This window comes from Candidatus Spongiihabitans sp., from assembly GCF_965247905.1.
Lineage (GTDB): Bacteria > Pseudomonadota > Gammaproteobacteria > Arenicellales > Poriferihabitantaceae > Spongiihabitans.
The window spans coordinates 418,973-437,588 of record NZ_OZ252047.1 but is presented as its reverse complement, the minus strand read 5'-3'; the positions used below and the strand labels follow the sequence as shown (position 1 = coordinate 437,588).

Below are 18,616 nucleotides of genomic sequence, written 5' to 3'. Positions count from 1 at the left end.
TCACAGAGGGGCTGGGCGGAACAGATCGATGTCGTCCGGCGCGATGTTATCCCTCTTGCCCCAATCTTCCAGTTCAAGCAGACGCTCTTTTTCCGCATTTGCAGTCTGCCGGTTCCAGGCGTTCATAGCGTATTTAAGATAGTCCAACCCCCATATTAATTTTGAATTCTCAGTCGCATGTCGCAGGGTTTTACGTTTTTTAACGGCGGTGGTTATCAAATCGGGATAGACCAAATCGCGGTATCCTTTGCGCTCCAGTTTTTCCCAGTTGGGGGGATGCGCCAGCCACCGCGTAAGCGTTCTTAACAAATTTGGAAAGGCTAAATAAAAGCCGCCGACGCCTAAATAGGGCTCAAGGGTCAGAACTTTGTGGGTTAAATGGCCCGGCATAAACAAGGTTTGGCCGGTTTCGATGGTAAACCAGCATGCGCTTTGCAACGATAAATAGGTTTCCACATCGAACGCGCATCCGCCTTCGATTTTTTGTCGATCCAAATCCTCCAAGCCGTTGGCAATGCCTTCGTGGGTGTCCCAGGCAAGCCACAATTTCTGGCCGGTGAAACAGTGATTGCTGCCATCGGAATCATCGGAATGGGAATCGGAAAATCCGGCGCGGCTGCTGACCACCAGAGTCATCATTTCCAGCCAAGAGGTATGCTCGGTTGAACCGGGATAAAGATTAAACTGGTTTAGACGTTTTGAATCGATAACATTTTCAATCGGGGTGTCTCGAAAATGCAAGTCCGTTACATTGATGTTGGCTTTTTTGCGTTGCCATTTTTCCGCAAGTTCGCTAACGGTAAAATATTTCCAGGCCGCCTTTTCCCCGGATTTTGTGCGGATGCGATCTTGAATGTCGGAATGGTAAAGCGTATCCAGAATCAGAGCGGTTGGGTTGGTTAAATTTCTCTGTCTGGCGGTTCTGAGTGGAGATGGAAAATCCTCGAAAATGGATATTTTGCCAGTTGCCATATTTTTAAACAGGCGGTTGCGATTATATTTCCCTGCTTCTATCGCCAGGCTGGATAATCTCGGCAATGAGCGCGGTTTTATCGAGAGCGTGGGGTCAATATTCTGTGCGGTGCGAAATAACTGTGAAATTTCCTTAGGTGAAATCATCGGCAATGATCAACCCTGAATGCCGGAGTGATTTTTGATGCGGTGTGATTTATTTTATCGATCCAGCCACTGGCTTTTTGTCGGTTGGCAATCTCCAGTGCTTTATCGAGATAAGACCTTGGGTCGCCCGGGTGATTGTTGGGGTGATTTTTCTGGTAATTATTCTGGCCGTCGGCGACGCCACTGGCTTCACTGCGATTGGCCACGGCGAGTTCGGCTTTAAGACGATATAATTCCGCCTGATAAAACAACTCCTCATTCTTGTGACTCAACGTCAATGCGCGCTCCAGGGATTCGTGCGCGGCACGATAATCGCCCAGAGAAATTTGTATCTCTGCGGTCATGCCAAGCAGATAGGTCAAATCGATTTCTTCTTTGGATTCGAATAAGGTATTGGTGGCTTGAACCACTTGTTGCAGCGCCAGTGAATCCTGATCGATGCTGGCAATGGCAAGGTTTTGGAAAAGCAGCCCGCGATTGATGAACATGTGCTGTCCGCGATCGCGTGCCAGATCGATGACTTCCTCGCTATAGGCGCGCACCGCGGCCGTGTCGCCGAGCAGCATTTGGGTAAAGCAACTGTTGCTCAGCGCCGAGGCGGTGGCGTAATCCGATTCCTGGCGCGCGCTTTCGATGGCCTGGCGACAGAGCGACTGCGCGGATTTTTTGTCGCCGATAAAGAACTTGACATAGGACAGATAATCCAGGGTCATGCTGGGATAACAATTAAGCCCGGTGACTTTATATCCGGTCACGGCCGGTCCGTTGGTGTCGAGCGCGGATTCCAGATGTTGCTGCGCGGTGACGAACTCGCCCAGCGCGCAATGGGCCATGCCCAACACCTGATGTCCGCTGACTTTTGCGGCCAGGTGATCATGGTTGATACCGATATCTAGAATGGTTTGCGCCGGCATCAATGATTGTCGAATCATGCCGGCGTTGAAGGTAATGCCGAATTCCCAATCCAGCGCATCGATTTCCCGTTCAATATTATTCATCCGCCGCGCCACCGACACGGCGTTGCGAAAGGCGGCATGCGCTTCCTCGGAGACCGCGCCTAAAGCGGCATTCAAAGCGCGTCCGCGAGTCATGTGCAGACGATAGATCTGATTCAAACTGGCGCGGGATGGGTCGATTTCAGGGAGATGGGATGCCGCATTGTCGAGCAGCTCCACGGCCTCAATGGTCGCGCCGGAATTGAATGCGGTTTCTCCGGCGTTCAACCAATGATTAAATGCGTTGATGTCATCCCCAGCCTGGCCATAATGGTAAGCGGTGACTTGCTGGTCTGATGCGGCTGCGGATTTCTTCGGCGGAGAAAGATCCGGCGGAGAAAGATATTGGGCGATCATGCCGTGAATTTTTCGGCGGTTTTTCTTGAGCAGGCTTTCGTAAGCCGCATCTCGCAACAGTGCGTGCCGGAATAGAAACCGGGAATCCAGCATGCCCGATTGCCGGTAAATAATGTTTTGGTTAACCAGGTTTTCAAGCCCTGATTCAACGGTTTCATCCGTCTGTTCGCAAATATGGCGCAACAGCGGTTTCTCGAATGCGTTGCCAATCACAGAAGCGCACTGCGCTAGATGTTTTGCTGCGCCCAATCCATCCAGCATCGACAGCAAGGAAGCCTGTAGCGTGTCCGGCACGCGTATGGATGGGCCGGCGTTCGCGCCAGTTTGATCATTGCTGGCCTGACCATTGCGGGGATAATTCTGCGGGTTATTGCGCGTGTCCAGCATGACTTTGGTGACTTCCTCAATGAACAGGGGGATGCCCGCGCTCTTGTCGCTGATGCTCTGGATTATCGACTCCTCCAGCCCGGCATTGTTTGATATTTCGCCAATCAACCGCTGCGATTGTCGGGCGGTCAATTTGGTCAGCGAAAGATGGGTAACGTGGGACTGAGCGTAATACAGAGGTTTGTCCATGTATATTTTGTCCGGGCACGATTTATTCGGGCGATGACTCAACAGCAGCATGATGGAATGAGCATGATTCCGGGTTACCAGCAAATCCAAAACTTTAAGCGTTGTCGGGTCAATCCAATGCGTATCTTCGACCACGAAAAATACCGGTTCGCTTTCAGATAATTCAATGACATAGTTTATTAAGCTCTCCTGCGCCAATTGCAATTGGCATTGCGGGTCGGCATCGGAGAATTTGGCATTGTCGTCCACTTGCAGTGCAATCAGCGCGGTAATGGTATGCAAAAAGTTTTCGTCAAATTTATATTTCCCCAACACTAATTGCTTGAGTTTCAAATACTGGGCCTGATCATCGTCGGCGGGCAAAATCATGGATTCCCGCATCAAATTTGCAAGATAGGGATACAGCGGGCTATGGGAATGATAGGGCGAGCAATAGAATCTCAACAAGTGATGCGGTTCGTTTATTTGCTCAAGCAAGGCATCAATTAGCCGGGTTTTGCCTATTCCAGCTTCGCCGGACAGCAGTACCACTTGTCCTTCATTTTCGCATGCTCGGCGCCAGCGCGAAGTCAGTAAAATCAGTTCCTCTTCGCGCCCGATTAGCGGTGTCAATGGGTTGTTTCGTTTCCTGCGGAAACGCTGTTCGATGGGGCGTTGCGGTTGCACTTGCCAGATTTGAACCGGGGCGGCATAGCCTTTTATCGGTTGTTCGCCTAAGTCGATAAATTCAAATGTGTTGACGATGAGTCGATGTGTATCGGCTCCGACTACAATGGCATTGGGCGCGGCCAGGCCCTGCAATCTGGTCGCCAAATTGGGCGCCTCGCCGACCACCGCATTTTCTTGGGTTGGGTCGTCGCCGATGGTTTCAACGACCACCCGTCCGGTGGCGACTCCAATCCTGACTGACAGGGTCATGCCATCCGCTAAGGTAAAAACCTGGTTGAGTTGATTAACCCGGCGGGCAAGTTCCAGCCCGGCCCATATCGCGCGCTCGGCATCATCTTCGCGGGCTGCGGGGTATCCAAAATAAGCCAGCACGCCGTCGCCCATGTAACAGGCGACATAACCATCAAATTTCTTTATGGCTTCGGCGCAGGCCGTTTGGTAAGCCCGATTAAGATCGCGCATGTCCTCAATATCAAATCCAGCCGCTATCCGGGTTGAATCCACAAGATCGCAAAACATCAACGTCATATACCGCCGTTCCGCATCAGTATTGCCTGGGGTCGGGTCAGGTGATGGGTCAGGTGATGGGGCAGCGGATGACGGTGTTGACAAAGGATCGCTTATGCGGTCGGCATTATTGGCTGCTATTCTGAATGCCTTCAGGATTTTTTTACGATGCCCGAGCGATACGTTTAGCGCTTCAAGATCAGGTTCCGAAAGTTCGCCGAGAATGTCCATGTCAATGTCATGGGCTGCGAAGCTTTCAGTGTATTGCTCCAGCCCAAGCCCGGATAGCCATTGATCGATATTTGACATGCGTTGCATGGATAAGTACAGCCCGGTTAAATTATTCCTGATTAAATTATTCCTGATTAAATTATTCCTGATTAAATTATTCCTGATTAAATTATTCCTGATTAAATTATTCTTGGCTAATTATTATTCTCAGTGTGCGGGAGAATTCAGAAACGGTTCAACCAAATATTTTTCATTTAATCGGTCTAACAATATATCCGGCATTTCAAGATCTTCAGCAATCGTGTTTACCGCCTTTTTATCCGCATTGTTATAGTCATAGCCTTCTCCATCGAAATCCAGTTTTATTTTTGCCTGAGCACGGCGGATAATCTTTTCGGCTGCATTGCCATGCGTTTGCTTTAGTCGGGCATACATCTCGGATAAAACCGTGACCGCGACATATTCAGCATGCCATTCGCGCACGCTAACGAATGCATAGCATTGAATCCCATTGACCTCCTCCCAGATTTTCCGTGTCGTCTGCCCCAGCGCGGGGTGTTTTTCCCCGGCGCATATTTTCGCAATGCTCGTCGGTTCGCGGTTTTTATAAATTTCAACGGCCGCAACCGGTTCCTGGCCATGGTTCACATAGCCGTGGTTGGGCAAGTTATCCTTGCGATTTCTCGTGTTCAGTTGCCATCCGAGCCGGTTCACATAGGCGGCAAAGACATTGGGTTGCTGGTGTATATTTTGTTTCAGCAACGCGGTTTGGTTTTGCGGGTAGTCCATTGCGTTTTGAACAACATGGGCAAATTCATGGATGACGGTCAGAAGCGTTGAAATCAGATTGTCGGTGCTGTTTGAAAGGTTGCTGATGCCCTCTGCATAGACAATTATTTGCCCATTAACCGAGGATACTTCAGCAACGATGCCATCATTCGGAGCAACGTCATATTGACGCGCCGTGGTCAAGCTTTGCGCGTTCATTTCCAGATTATATTTTTGGTATTGACGGTCGAATATATTGAGTACATCAATGGCCAGGTCGGCGAGTTGTGGCGTAAAAACATAATCACTCTGTATATAGACAATGCCGTATTTTTGAAATGCCGAAAGTTGGGCATCAACTAAATATTGCTTTTTTTGCCATTGCTTTTTTTGCATGGCCAAATTAAAACGGTTGGTGTTTGACCAATCCAGGTGATCAGGCAACCCGTCTTGGTCCTCGTCATTGTGGTCTGTTTGGTCCTTGATTGGCCGCGCTGTTTGCGGTCTAGGGTCAAACAAATTTCTGATGCCGTCATTGTCTGCATCAGTATCATTGGCTAAAAACGTGCCTGCTTCCTTAATGCGGAAATCCAGAATGCCGTCGCCATCGGAATCCCGCAATGCCAGCAACCTGAGCATCCGCGGCTTTAAATGCGTCTTGAAAAAAAGTGTGTCTGCACGGTTTAAACTGTGCAATCTTTCGCGGGCGCGCTGATGTTGAACCGCAGTCATGCAAACGAGCCGTCTTTTTTCCGCGAAAGATTTCTTGCCGCCGTGATAGACATTGAGCAAGCTTTTTATCTGTATGTCATTGATGTCTTGCTGTGTTTGTCCTCCCGAGTTGCGCATTTGTCGCCCCGATATGGGTGCTTGTTTAGTTAAATCAAGGCAAAACTTTTTCGCATCACGGTCCAGGTTTTCGGCGGCAAAGGCAGGGGCGGCGAGACATGAAAAACCAATATGGACCGAGATGAGAAATATTGCGCAGGGATTGGTCGCAAACTGTGTTGCGGCGACGCCGGTGCTGTGGTTAATAATCATCAGCTTCATGCAAAAATGGCTTCATGCAAAAATTTCCTTACCAGCCATTTCCTTACCAGCCAAGCCTTCTATTCGATATTATTATTCAGAGTTCAAGTCGGCCAGGGTTGCAAACGTTGCAAACCCGGTTTCCTCATTCACCGACTGTATTTTACACTTTCGGTTGTGCATTGATAGCCTTTGTCCGGGTTCACCACATATGAGACAAAATCAGGTCGCCAAGGTGGGTTGCCGATAATACGCCATCGGCGTCATTAAATCCAAACTATCGTGTGCTCGGCATGATTATAGGTCCACTGGTAATGGACCAGTTCCTGGTTGATCGCGGTCACCTTCAACGCCCTCGGAAGTGAGGCTTCAGCCTCGCCAAGCCCATGCAAATGGCGGGACTAAAGTCCCACTCCCGACGCCGCCGGCCTGACCTGCTTTAAGCGCACCAGCCGGGCCAGATTAACAGTCTCTTATGTGTCTGAGCCCGGACATATTGCCATGCGATAATTCCGTGGCCGCGGAATACGCGTTGGCGGATTTTTACGCCGACTCAGTCGCGCTTTTTGCTATCCTGAATCACTGTTTTTATCTTCGAGCGCTACGCGGTAGAGTTTGTTTTTATTGACGCCGAACGTATCGCCGGCAATTTTGCAGGCTGTTTTAGCGGGCATCTCAACGATGAGCGATTGCAGCAATCGGATTGCGTTATCCCAGTTTGCGTCCGCAGCATCGCGCGCGCTTGCCGAGACCACGATCACAAACTCACCCTTTTGATGACGCGGGTTTTGTTCCATTTGGGCAATCAGGCGCGCGATGCCGCCAAAGTAAAAGGTCTCAAACTTTTTGCTTATTTCCCTGGCAATCGTCGCCTCCCGGTCCTGGCCAAAACTCTCCGCCATGGCGTGCAGCGATGCGATGATGCGGTGACTGGATTCATAAAATACCACCGTGCGATTCTCGTTGCGCAACTGCTGGAGACGTTGCCGGCGCGGTTGGGATTTTGCCGGCAGAAACCCTTCGAAACAAAACCGATCCGTGGCCAATCCGGAGGCGCATAAGGCGGCGGTAAGGGCGCTGGCGCCGGGAATCGGAGAAACGCTGATGCCATTTGTTCGCGCTGCGCGCACCAGACAAAATCCAGGGTCGCTGATCAGCGGCGTTCCGGCATCGCTGACCAGGGCGATATCTTCTCCGGCTTGCAATCGCCCTATGATTTTTGGGGTGTGTGCGCGTTCGTTGTGTTGGTGAAATGATTTGGTTTTGGTTGAAATCCCGAAATGCGACAGCAGTTTTCCGGTATGGCGGGTGTCTTCAGCCAAAATCAACGCCGCCTGTGTCAATACGGCAATCGCTCGCTCGGTGATGTCGCCGAGATTGCCGATGGGGGTCGCGACTACAAACAGACTGCCGATTTTGCCGTTCATCGAATGGTTTCGTATGCTTTGCGTTATAGTTAAGGTGCCGCTGAATACTGCCATCCTAGCGTTATCGGGGCAAGCAATATCATCGCCGCCGCGCTTGTTTATGTTTTAGAATACAACAATATGACGACGGCAAGATGACGACTATGGGCTTATTTAAAAAGGATCGCGATGCAATACGGTCATTAGCGCGTCCACTCAGGTTGTCTGTCCTAAGCCCAAGGATATTAATCATGAGTTTGGCGTGTCTAACCGTGGTCGGTTGTTCAACGCTCCCGGCCACTTCACCCCCGATCTCTTCGTCGGCCGCAAAACCTGAAGCGGTTTTGCAGGAATCACTGCCCGAACCACAAGTCCACCCAACCGAAGAACAAGCCCAAGAAGTCATTACCCATGCCTTCGAAAATGACGCTCAGATTATAGCCACTGATAACCCTGATAACCTTGGAGAACCGCTTGAGCGATCGAAGGTCGTCACCGACCGGGAAGCGTCCGCATTACTCATCGATGATCGCATGGATGATCGCATGGATGATCGCATGGATGATCGCATTGATGATCAGATTATAGTCGCTGACAACCCCTGGGAATTGCTTGAGCGGTCGAAAGTCGTGACCGACCGGGAAGCGCCCGCATTACTCATCCGCGCCATCAATGCGTTTATCGGGCAAGGTCAAAATTTCACTGCCCAGTCGGTGGTTGAAACGCTTATGGATTATTCTCTCACACTCGATGAGGGTTTTTCCGCACAAATAATTCAAGCCCGTCTGGCTCAGGCATCTGGAGAATATGCGCGCGCTGTTAAATTATTGAGCGCGCTTAACCACAATCAGATACAAAATATTGAGATTAAAAAACAGGTTCTATCTGTTTTAGCCAATGCCCAAATTGCGCTGGGTCATCAGTTCGAGGCCGCGGCGGCGCGGCTTGACATCGATCGGTTGACGGGCGATATTGCTGGCAATACGGAACAACTCGAAAATCAACAAAAAATAGTGCAATTGTTGCGCAGCATGGATGCGTTGCAGGCTTCCCTGTTGAGAGAGAATCGGTTCAATCCCGATCTCGCTGGCTGGCTGGCCCTGGCCGACACTCTGGAGACGACCACCCTGACGTATATTGATGTCGATTTAGCGCATTGGCGGTCAGTCTATCCCGACCATCCCGCCCAAGCCCAACTTATCGCTCAATATGCTGGACTGGGCGAGCGCGATGAATACCGGCAGATCGCGTTATTGCTGCCGCTGGTCTCCCCTTATGGGACTGTCGCGGGCGCATTTTATGACGGCTTCATGCAGGCGCACCGCAACAATATTTCGCTTAAACCGCCCGCGGTCGTTGTGTATGATGTTGGCGAAGAGCCGCATCTCGCATCGTTTTATTATCAGGCGGCGGTCAATGACGGGGCCGACTTTGTGGTTGGCCCACTCGGCAGACAGGCTGCCGATGCGTTGCTTTCCTCCAGACAACCGGAAATCACCACGCTGTTGATTGCGGAAGTTCCACTAGAGAACATCGCCGATAACTTATTCGGCATCAGTTTATCGCCCGAAAAAGAAGCCCAGCAAATTGCCGACAAGGCGTTTGCGGACGGGCATCGGCAAGCCACGGTGTTTCGCGGCCAGAGCAACTGGGGCGGGCGGGTGGCGAACGCCTTTGCCTCCCAATGGGAATTGTTGGGCGGGCGCATCGTCAACAACAAGTCGTTTCCCGGGGATATTTCGGACTATACCAGGATTATTCAAAAATTCCTGGGCCTGGACAAAAGCATTGCCAGAGCGCGTTTATTGGAGGCGCAGCTAGACGCCCATTTAAAATTCACGCCGCGGCGCAATGATGATATGGATATGCTTTTTCTTGCGGCAAATGCAGCTCAATCTCGTTTGGTCGTACCCCAACTGCGTTTCTTCCAGGCGCACGACTTGCCCATATACGCCACTTCGTATGTGTATAGCGGCAACCCCAACCCGGCGGTCGACGCCGATCTTGATGGCCTGATATTCGGCGATATGAAATGGATGCTTGATGACGTATCCCGGTATAAATTAAAAGTCGCCGAGCAGCGGGCGCGCAAAGCCGCCCGGAAAGCCAGCCTGAAAACGGCGCCTGAAGTTAAGCCTGAAGTTAAGCCTGAAGTTAAGCCTGAGGCAACCCCGACAGAGGAAAATGGCGGCGGCGATATTAATCGGATTAATATTGCTCAAGGGAATAGCGGCGCATTGGAGACCATCAATTCAGTGCATGATCAAGCGCGTGATAAAATTTCAGGCCTCAATAATCCTGAACACGACGAGCCGCAAGCCTCCGCAAACAAGCCGCGCAATCCATATCAAAACTCAACATTAAATCGTCTATACGCCCTTGGGCTACAAAGTTACCAGATCATCCCGCGCCTGAATGCGCTGCGCAGCAAAAATCTGGAGCGGTTTTTCGGTCGGGCGATGGCGGTTAGTGTTGATCAGGACGGCAGCGTTGTGCGTCATCCGCTATGGGCCAGGTTTGTGTCCGGGCTGGCGCAGCCGATTGACCCCACAACCGATTGACCCAATGGCGCAACGGCAACCGTGAACAATAGCCGGTGAAAGCGACTCATCTGCTTCGTGGCGAACAGGTTGAGTCGGCCGCATTGGCCTATTTGCAATCTAATGGACTAACGCTGGTGGAAAAAAACTACCGCTGCATGTATGGGGAAATTGATTTGATCATGATGGACAAACACGATCTGGTTTTTGTCGAAGTGCGCTATCGAAAAAATGACTTGTTTGGCGGCGCCACGCAGAGCATCGATGCCAACAAACAACAAAAACTTCGCCGCACCGCCGAGACATTTATGCAGAAAAATCATGCGCTAAAATTCGACGGCTGCCGATTCGACGTGGTCGCGGTCAATGGCCAATCGGCGAATTACAAAATCCACTGGCTAAGCGATGCGTTTTAATTTGTCCTGGCCAAGTTATGCGGGGTCATGTTAGGCCATGCGAAGATTGCGCGACTTTGTTCAAATTATCGGCAAAGGTTTGGACAAATGGATATATACTATCGCGGGTTGGAAATATCCCGCATCTACCCAATAATTCGACAAACCCATTGAGAGTGTAACCATGGCCAACATACGCTATAACCGAAAAGTCTCGTTAAAAACCCTTTCCTTGAGTCTGCTTATTGTGGTCTCGCTGGAATTTCTAAGCGCTTGCGTTCCGATTATCATCGGCGCCGCCGCGGTGTCAGCCGTTGATCTGGCGCTTGAACGGCGTACCGCTGGCCGCATCATTGATGACAATTTTCTGGAATTAAAGCTGCGCAACATCTATTCAGCGGATGAGCAGTTGGGCGTTGCTGAAAATATCAGCGTGGTCTCTTTCAACGGCATTGTGCTGTTGACCGGAGAAGTGCATACCGACGCGCAACGGCAGCGCGCCGAGGCGTTAGTGGCCGAACAAAGCGTGGAAACCAGGAAAGTGGTGAACGAGTTGGATCTGTCCGGCAAAACCAATCTGGCCAGCCGGGCGAATGACTCGTATATTACCGGCAAGGTGAAAGCCAAACTTATTCGTGCCGAGCATATTCCGTCCAGCAACATCAAGGTCATCACCGAACGCGGCGGGGTTTATTTGTTGGGCTTGGTAACGCGGGACGAAGCCGAAGCGGCGGTCGAGGTGACAAAAAGCGTGCGCGGCGTGACCCGCATCATCAAGGTTTTCGAATATATCGAGCCCGAATAACTTCCTCTGCCAAAGATTAATTTGCTTCGGTTTAACTGAATTGGCGAACCCGCCCGCCTACCAGCAGAAAATTTGCCGCTCTGCCGCAGGCATCGATATTAAGCAATGGGTTGCCGCGTTAGCGCGTCCATTGGTGTTCACCAACGGCTGCTTCGATATACTGCATCGCGGGCATGTCAGTTATTTGCAACGCACCGCCGGGCTCGGGGCGTCGCTGGTGGTTGGGCTAAACAGCGATGACTCGGCGCAACGCCTGGGTAAGAACCTGGGTAAGGACCTGAGCAAGGGCCCGAATCGACCGATAAATCAATTAGACGATCGCATGGCATTGGTGGCCGCCTTGGCATGCGTCGATGCCGTGGTTTGGTTTGAGCAGGACACGCCGCTGCAACTGATCAGGGCCATTAAGCCTGAGGTGCTGGCGAAAGGCGGAGATTGGGCGGTTGAAAAAATTGTCGGTGGCGCCGAAGTGATTGGTTGGGGCGGGGCGGTACATTCCATAGAAACCGAATTTCAACACTCAACCACGGAATTGATTAAGCGAATTCGACGCTAAATAATGTCATCGACAAGCACCTCGATTAATTAGTAAGACCCATGTTGATTAATAATGTGGCGGTCTTTCATCGCCTGCCAGTTTATCCTGATCGGCGAGTTCATTAAACCGCTCTAGCCTGGATTGAAGCCATTCAATTTTCTTTTCCAACACCAAAACCTTGTCGGACTGCGCGATAAGTTGCTCGCTTAAACTGTCTAATGAACGCTGCTGATCCATTAACAGCATTTGCAGTTCGGCTAATTCATTTTGGTTCAAGATACTTTAAGCGGTGATTTCGGATAGATTTTAGCAGATATTGACACCCGTTTTCGTGGCGCAATTGAAGCGAAACTCACACTCTTTCAAAGGAGTCCGGCTACGCCGGACGACATATTTTAACTGGATTCCCGCCTGCGGCGAGAATGACGGGCTGGGGGGACAATGGTGAATCGGAAGGCAATAAGTCCTTTTGGGAGGGCAATGGTAAATAATTGTCTCGCAAAGCGTGACATTAAAACGTGCTCTGGCGCAGCCGGACATTTTCTCTCGTGTGCTTTGGCGTCTCAACGCGCTTTTGTCTTCTCAATTCACCATTGCCTATCATTTGTCATTGCCCGGCCCATATTATTATTGGCCGGGCAATCCAGTGGAATATGCCGTCCGGCGTAGCCGGACTCATTTGCGGCGAAGCCGCGCCGTTTGATGCGAGAATGACGGCCGAGAGGGCGGTGCTAAAACACCGCTGGAAAGGAACAAAACGGGCAGTGAATTAGTGAACACATACGCTCGCATTGCCCGGCGATGTGTTGTCTGATTTGAGTATACAATCGGCTGGTCGCCGGGCCAGAGATGCCAGTGATTTGTGCGACTTTGCAAGCCTAGATATCAAGGCAAAACAGCCGTGGAATCGCCCTGAATTTATTCCCCGAAATTCGGCAACGAATGACATGCTTGTTTTTCATTTATTGAACAATTAGCTATGACCATTTCACTATGCCTTAAAGTATCTTGAACCTTCATTTTTCATGTTAGTCCTGTTTCACTAGGCTTAAAATGAAACCTCACGAGATTGATTTATTGACATCCTCACAGCGCGGGATAGCCGGCGGCGAACTTGTCCTGCATCACTTCGATCACGGTCGGCCGCGCTTGCCCGGCCGCCGTGACCAGTTCGGATTTTAGTTGGTGGAGATTGCTTGCCCGTACCGCATGACAGCCAAAAGCCTTGCCCAGGCCGACAAAATCCGGCGTATATATATCGACGCCTATTTGTGGGATGTTGCGGTCGGCCATGAAACGTTTGATTTCGCCGTAGCCGGTGTTATTCCATATCAGGAATATGACCGCTACCTTTGCGTCCACGGCGCTGGCGAGTTCGCCGATGGTAAACTGCGCCGCACCATCACCAATCAAGCCGATGACCGGGCTATGCGGGGCTGCCAGCTTGGCGCCAATGGCGGCCGGAATGGCGTACCCCAGCGTGCCGAAACCGCTGGCTGAATGGAAGTATCTGCGCGGTTTTTCGGTTTCATAATGTAGCCAGGCGTAATAGGTCGGTTGGGTCGAGTCGCCGGCGATAATAACATCGGGCAGTGCTTCTCGAATTGCAGCAAAAAAATTTTCATAGTCGGGGTCACGGGTTGCCTGCAATTGGTCGCGTATCCGTTTCGCCCGGGCGGCGCCATTACGCGCTCTGCTTTCATGGGTCTCCCCTATCTGCTTCGATAATGCCTGATTCAGCGCCTGCAGCGCGTATCGGGCATCGCTGCAAATCGCCACATCCGCTCGTACATTGCGGGTCAACTGAGCGGCATCGATGTCAATACGAATCAACTTGCCATTAATCTGCAAGGGCCCCGCGAAAAAGAAATCGTAATCGGTCTCGCCCATCTCGGTGCCGACCGCGACCACTGCGTCGGCGGATTTCAATTCATCCCGCAGCGCGGCACAGGAAGCCGAGCCGCCGACCGCGAGCGGATGACTGTAGGGCAGGACGCCCTTGGCATTGACCGTGTTCATCACCGGCGCGCCTAATTTTTCCGCCAGTTTAACCACATCGGCCGCCGCATTGATGGCGCCGCCGCCAATCACGATCACGGGACGTTCAGCCGCTTTTAAGAGTCTTGCGCTGGCGTTGATGGCATGAGGAGAGGGCGCGGGCGCACTGGGTAATGCAAAAGCCTGCGTGTCCAAATGGCCGGCCGGCGCGGTAATCACATCAATGGGAATTTCAATATGCACCGGTCCCGGGCGCTCGCTTTTAAACGTGGCGAAGGCGCGCGCCAGCACTTTGGGCAGTTCATCGGCGCGAATCAGGGTATGGCTAAATCTCGCCACGCCGGCGACAAGCGCGCGCTGACCGGTCATTTCATGCAGACGCCCTTCGCCCAAGCCGAGTTCATGGGTGCGGTTGACCGACGAGATCACCAACATGGGAATCGAGTCGGCCAACGCCTGGCCCATGGCGGTGGCGATATTGGTCATGCCGGGACCGCTGATAATAAAGCACGCCGCGATTTTCCCGCTGGCGCGGGCATAGCCATCGGCCATGAAGCCAGCCGCCTGTTCATGGCGCGGCGTGACGTGGCGTATGCGGGCGTTTTCCAGTCCACGATAAAGTTCCACAGTATGGACGCCGGGAATTCCGAACAGGGTATCGATACCATAGTTTTCCAGTATTTCGACCAGCACTTCACCGCAAGTGGGCATATCGGGTCTCCTTAATGATGGTTGTTAATTTACGGTCGCCCATTTACGATTCAGCCTGGGCTACGGCGTTGACGAATCTTTGCAGCCGCTTGCAACCTTCCACTAAAACATTTTCGGGTTGCACCAATGAGAGCCGGATGTGGCCGCGGGCGCTGTCGCCGAATGCGCTGCCTGGCAACACCGAAAGCTTCTCGGCCTCTAGCAGCTTTTGCGCGAACACCCGGTCGTCTTCGTAGATGCCGCTAACCTCCACCATCACAAACATGCCGGATTGCGGGCGCAGGCATTTCAAGCGCGGCATCGCGTCCAGGCGGGCGCAGACCAAATCCCTTCTTTTTCGGTACTGGTCGCGCATCTCCTTGACATAGTATTCGTCATTGTTCAAGGCAAAGGCCGCCGCATCCTGAATAAACTGCGGGCAGCCGAACATCGACATGGCCGCAAACCGTCCCAGATGCGCGGTCAAGCCGACCGGCGCCACCACCCAGCCCATGCGCCAGCCGCTCATTGCATGCGACTTGGACAGCCCGTCAATCACCACCACATTGTCGAGCCGCTGCGCCGCACTGCGCAGTGAAACATGCGGTTTTTCATAAGTCAGCATGGAATAGACTTCGTCACAAACCAGCCAGACGCCGCGCTCGTGACAATGGCGGCTCAGGCTTCTTAAAGTGCTGCGGGGAATAATGGCGCCAGTCGGATTGCCCGGCGTGTTTATAAATACCACTTTGGTTTTATCGCTGATGGCACGGATAAAATCGTCTAATTGCGGCTCAAAGCCATTTTCCGGCAACGCCATAACGGTCTTTACCTTAGCCTCCAACGCTTGCATTATCGGGCCATACCCGACATATGGAGGATCCACAATAATTATCTCGTCGCCGGCATCCAGCAAACAGCTCATAACCGAAAATATAGCCGCAGTAACCCCCGGATAAATGGATACTTGTTCCGCATCGCAGGGATTGGGCGAAGCCCTGGTCTCATAGTCGGCCACGGCGCGTCTCAGGTTCAACTCGCCGAGCGCCGGAGAATAGTGGGTTCGACCCACACGCATATGGCTAACGGCATTATCAATGATCGGGGCAGGCGTTTGAAAATCCGGATCGCCGATGGAGAGCAATACCACATCTTGCCCGCGCCGTTTCATTTTCAACGCCCGCTCATGCACCTGCCAGGCTTCTCCTGATTCAGAATTCAGCCGCTGCGCCAGTTTGCTGAATGGCATTTTTTGTTTGTTGTTAAATTCGCTCATGCTGCAGGATTTTACCCAAGATTGACGTTGATGACCGGGTTTCTAGGCGTTTTTCTATCTCCTTCAGGGTAACAATGTTGTGCTGTGCTAAAATTCGCACCCCGCGCATGGTAGCGATTAACCCATGCTTTTAACCCGAACCACAATTTCCTGACCCACAATTTAATCATCCAAAGTGCCTGCTGACGAACTCATACTTGTCCTGGTTATTCTGCTTGGGATTGCCATGCTTCTGACCGGGGTATCGCGCAAGTTGCCTATCCCGCATACCATCCTGCTGGTCATTGTCGGCATCGCGCTCGGTCGGGTTGCCGATAGCTGGGCGCCATTGGCGCCATTGCGCCACTTTCAACTTGGCCCGGAAATCATGTTCTTTATTTTCCTGCCGGCGCTCATTTTTGAATCCGGCTTTAGCATTGATACCCGGCAATTACATCGGGACTTGCCGCCGATTTTAATGTTGGCTATTCCGGCCATGCTTTTGTCCACCTGTGTGGTCGGACTCGGGGTTTGGTGGTTGCTGGACATCCCGCTGATCGTGGCGCTGGTATTCGGCGCCCTGATATCGGCCACCGATCCGGTTGCGGTGGTGGCCTTGTTCAAGGAACTGGGGGCGCCAAATCGCCTTAACGTCCTGGTTGAAGGCGAATCGCTGTTAAACGATGCCACCGCTATTGTCGCCTTTACCATTTTGCTGGGCATAGCGATGCAGGGCGGGGGCATTGGCTGGTCTGACTCCGGACCCATCATTGCCGAGTTTTTGCGCGTCTTTATCGGCGGAGTTATCGTCGGCAGTTTGCTCGGATTTGCGGTATGCGAATTGCTGTATCGAATGCGCAGCGATATGGCGGTGATATTAACCACCTCGATTGTGATTGCCTATGCCAGTTTTGTTCTCGCCGAACATGCTTTGCACGTCTCTGGCGTGATGGCAGTGGTCGGGTCGGCCATCGCGCTAAAACGATTCAGCATGATCAGGTTTCCGCATGATGCCACTCATGCCATTCACAGCAGCTGGGAAGTCATCTCCCTATCCTGTAATTCCTTGCTTTTTCTTTTGGTTGGCCTAACCGTCAAGTTCGACAATATTATGGCCGTTATGGGCGCTGTTGTGCTGGTGGTAATCCTGATTCTGAGTGCAAGAGCATTTGCGGTGTATAGCGTAATTCCTGTGACCGTTAAACTATTTCACTTGCCGCGTATCAGTATGGCCGAACGGCATATCATGTGGTGGGGAGGGCTAAAAGGCGGCTTGGCAATAGCGGTGGTTCTGTCAATTCCGGAGGCCCTGCCCGAGAAGCAATTCCTGTTTGACCTGACGGTTGGCGTTGTGCTGTTCACCTTGTTGGTCAGTGCGCCGACTATTCGGCCATTGATGGAACGACTCGGGCTCAATCAACTCACTGAGGGAGAAGATCTGGAGCTCAGGAATTCCCTGATCACCGCCAGAAAAGAATCGGCTTCCTGGTTGGGCGAACTGCGAAATTATTCCTTGCTGACAAAACGAGCAAGCAAAGGCCTGCTGATTCGAATTCGGCTGGCATTCAGTATCGGCATGTTTGATGAGGGCAGCGAAAAGCATGATGACGATGAATATATGGCCCTGTTCCGCGCCTATCAAACCGAAAGAACCGTATTAATGCTGCTCTATGAATCGGAAATCATCAGCCAGTATATTTACCTGAGAATGAATGACTCGCTGTTTAGTATGCAGGAAGCGCTGCGCAAGGGGAAAAACGAGCATAACGCTTTTCGCGACAGTTCTCGAAAAAGCCTGTTTGTGCTACTGGAGGGCGGCTTGCTACGTTATTCCAGGGAGCGGCTGTGGTTATCCAAACTCTTGTCCCGATACCAATCGCTGCGGCTGGTCCAGCAGATGGAACGGCACATTGCCAAAGTGATCATCAGCAACATGATTATTGACATGCTGGAGCAACAGGACGACCTGGCCCGCTCGGCGCGTGAGCTGCTGATAGCAAATTATCAGACTCGAAACAAGCATTACCGCCATGAACTTAAGATGGCCAAACGCCAGTTTCCCGGCTTCTACCGACGCCACATGGAAAACACCGCGCATAGATCAATGATAAACCGTGGCTGGAACCATGTTCAGCAACAGCATAGCCAAGGCACCCTAGGCGCCAAGGGCTATAATATTATCCGGCGCAAGGTCGAGCAGGAACTGGCCAGCATCAGCCATGTTCGAGCAATCAGGCCGGATAGCGATGCATCGGTCTCCGCGTTGCTGGATGAGGCGGCGTTATTTGAAAACCTGAGCAGCGAAGATCTGAATTTGGTCAAGAACAATGCGACCGGAATCACCTTTCTGGCTGGGGATACGATAGTGGGTGAAGCCGAACGAGGCGACAACTTCTATATCATTATTCACGGCAAGGTGGCGGTGCGTAAGCAGGATGAAAGCGGTGCGACTCACAAAATTGCTACTTTTCATGATGGCGATATCATCGGCGAATCGTCGTTAGTGGAAGCGCAATCCGGCGCCCATCGCAGAAGTGCGACCATTGTGGCCAAGACGCCCTGTAAATTGCTCCGGGTCACCCGAAAAGCCATGCTGACTATTGTCGGGAAATATCCCGATGTCAGGCAATATCTGCAGAAAATTCACGGCGACAGATTGGGCTAAGCCGAGAATGCGTCTTCCCCAATATGAAATGAGTCTGAAAAGCGGACGACTATGCCCGGTTGTTCACGCCGGG

Annotated in this window: 14 protein-coding genes; 7 read left to right on the top strand and 7 right to left on the bottom strand. The window is 51.8% G+C overall.

What is annotated here, in order from left to right; all coding sequences use genetic code 11:
* From ACP158_RS02340 to rsmI, 4 genes are all read right to left on the bottom strand, one after another.
* Positions 1-1,119 carry a hypothetical protein gene (locus ACP158_RS02340; RefSeq protein ID WP_424947383.1) on the bottom strand — a complete coding sequence of 373 codons (1,119 nt, stop codon included), beginning with the start codon at positions 1,117-1,119 and terminating at the stop codon, positions 1-3.
* Positions 1,116-4,532 (bottom strand): AAA family ATPase, encoded by a 3,417-nt coding sequence (locus tag ACP158_RS02335; RefSeq protein WP_424947382.1) that lies wholly within the window; start codon positions 4,530-4,532, stop codon positions 1,116-1,118. Before ACP158_RS02335 ends, ACP158_RS02340 begins: the two co-directional genes overlap by 4 nt.
* Before the next feature lie 129 nt (positions 4,533-4,661).
* A complete protein-coding gene (locus ACP158_RS02330) occupies positions 4,662-6,272 on the bottom strand; it encodes a thrombospondin type 3 repeat-containing protein (protein WP_424947381.1) in 1,611 nt (536 codons plus the stop codon).
* Positions 6,273-6,820: 548 nt separating this feature from the next.
* A complete protein-coding gene (rsmI, locus tag ACP158_RS02325; protein ID WP_424947380.1) occupies positions 6,821-7,678 on the bottom strand; it encodes a 16S rRNA (cytidine(1402)-2'-O)-methyltransferase in 858 nt (285 codons plus the stop codon).
* Between the two features lie 230 nt (positions 7,679-7,908).
* On the opposite strand from rsmI, the gene ACP158_RS02320 reads away from it, so the two are divergent.
* The 4 genes from ACP158_RS02320 (at position 7,909) to ACP158_RS02305 (ending at position 11,953) form a co-directional block, all read left to right on the top strand.
* Complete coding sequence (locus ACP158_RS02320; RefSeq protein ID WP_424947379.1) at positions 7,909-10,218, top strand: penicillin-binding protein activator; 2,310 nt, start codon at positions 7,909-7,911, stop codon at positions 10,216-10,218.
* 35 nt (positions 10,219-10,253) lie between these two features.
* Complete coding sequence (locus ACP158_RS02315) at positions 10,254-10,613, top strand: YraN family protein (RefSeq protein ID WP_424947378.1); 360 nt, start codon at positions 10,254-10,256, stop codon at positions 10,611-10,613.
* 163 nt (positions 10,614-10,776) lie between these two features.
* On the top strand, positions 10,777-11,397 hold the full coding sequence (locus ACP158_RS02310; protein ID WP_424947377.1) for a BON domain-containing protein: 621 nt from the start codon (positions 10,777-10,779) through the stop codon (positions 11,395-11,397).
* 40 nt (positions 11,398-11,437) lie between these two features.
* Positions 11,438-11,953: an adenylyltransferase/cytidyltransferase family protein gene (locus ACP158_RS02305; RefSeq protein WP_424947376.1), complete on the top strand. Its 516-nt coding sequence runs from the start codon at positions 11,438-11,440 to the stop codon at positions 11,951-11,953.
* A 48-nt stretch (positions 11,954-12,001) separates the two neighbouring features.
* Here the strand turns inward: ACP158_RS02305 and ACP158_RS02300 are convergent, their stop codons facing one another.
* The gene (locus ACP158_RS02300; RefSeq protein WP_424947375.1) at positions 12,002-12,211 is read right to left on the bottom strand and encodes a SlyX family protein; all 210 of its coding nucleotides are present in this window, start codon (positions 12,209-12,211) and stop codon (positions 12,002-12,004) included.
* A gap of 40 nt (positions 12,212-12,251) precedes the next feature.
* Between ACP158_RS02300 and ACP158_RS02295 the strand changes: the two genes are divergently transcribed.
* Both ACP158_RS02295 and ACP158_RS02290 read left to right on the top strand, forming a co-directional pair.
* The gene (locus ACP158_RS02295) at positions 12,252-12,383 is read left to right on the top strand and encodes a hypothetical protein (RefSeq protein WP_424947374.1); all 132 of its coding nucleotides are present in this window, start codon (positions 12,252-12,254) and stop codon (positions 12,381-12,383) included.
* 145 nt (positions 12,384-12,528) lie between these two features.
* A complete protein-coding gene (locus ACP158_RS02290; protein WP_424947373.1) occupies positions 12,529-12,708 on the top strand; it encodes a hypothetical protein in 180 nt (59 codons plus the stop codon).
* Between the two features lie 313 nt (positions 12,709-13,021).
* Here the strand turns inward: ACP158_RS02290 and ACP158_RS02285 are convergent, their stop codons facing one another.
* A complete protein-coding gene (locus ACP158_RS02285) occupies positions 13,022-14,644 on the bottom strand; it encodes a 5-guanidino-2-oxopentanoate decarboxylase (protein ID WP_424947372.1) in 1,623 nt (540 codons plus the stop codon).
* A 43-nt stretch (positions 14,645-14,687) separates the two neighbouring features.
* Positions 14,688-15,899 carry a pyridoxal phosphate-dependent aminotransferase gene (locus ACP158_RS02280; RefSeq protein ID WP_424947371.1) on the bottom strand — a complete coding sequence of 404 codons (1,212 nt, stop codon included), beginning with the start codon at positions 15,897-15,899 and terminating at the stop codon, positions 14,688-14,690.
* Positions 15,900-16,074: 175 nt separating this feature from the next.
* Here ACP158_RS02280 and ACP158_RS02275 point away from each other — a divergent pair, with 175 nt between their 5' ends.
* A complete protein-coding gene (locus ACP158_RS02275) occupies positions 16,075-18,543 on the top strand; it encodes a cation:proton antiporter (protein WP_424947370.1) in 2,469 nt (822 codons plus the stop codon).
* Positions 18,544-18,616: the final 73 nt, after the last annotated feature.

Excerpts from the sequence above, each read along its gene's own strand:
- ACP158_RS02280 (WP_424947371.1), bottom strand. The coding sequence starts at position 15,899 with ATGAGCGAATTTAACAACAAACAAAAAATGCCATTCAGCAAACTGGCG.
- ACP158_RS02335 (WP_424947382.1), bottom strand. The coding sequence starts at position 4,532 with ATGTCAAATATCGATCAATGGCTATCCGGGCTTGGGCTGGAGCAATAC.
- rsmI (WP_424947380.1), bottom strand. The coding sequence starts at position 7,678 with ATGAACGGCAAAATCGGCAGTCTGTTTGTAGTCGCGACCCCCATCGGC.
- ACP158_RS02285 (WP_424947372.1), bottom strand. The coding sequence starts at position 14,644 with ATGCCCACTTGCGGTGAAGTGCTGGTCGAAATACTGGAAAACTATGGT.
- ACP158_RS02310 (WP_424947377.1), top strand. The coding sequence starts at position 10,777 with ATGGCCAACATACGCTATAACCGAAAAGTCTCGTTAAAAACCCTTTCC.
- ACP158_RS02330 (WP_424947381.1), bottom strand. The coding sequence starts at position 6,272 with ATGAAGCTGATGATTATTAACCACAGCACCGGCGTCGCCGCAACACAG.
- ACP158_RS02340 (WP_424947383.1), bottom strand. The coding sequence starts at position 1,119 with ATGATTTCACCTAAGGAAATTTCACAGTTATTTCGCACCGCACAGAAT.
- ACP158_RS02320 (WP_424947379.1), top strand. The coding sequence starts at position 7,909 with ATGAGTTTGGCGTGTCTAACCGTGGTCGGTTGTTCAACGCTCCCGGCC.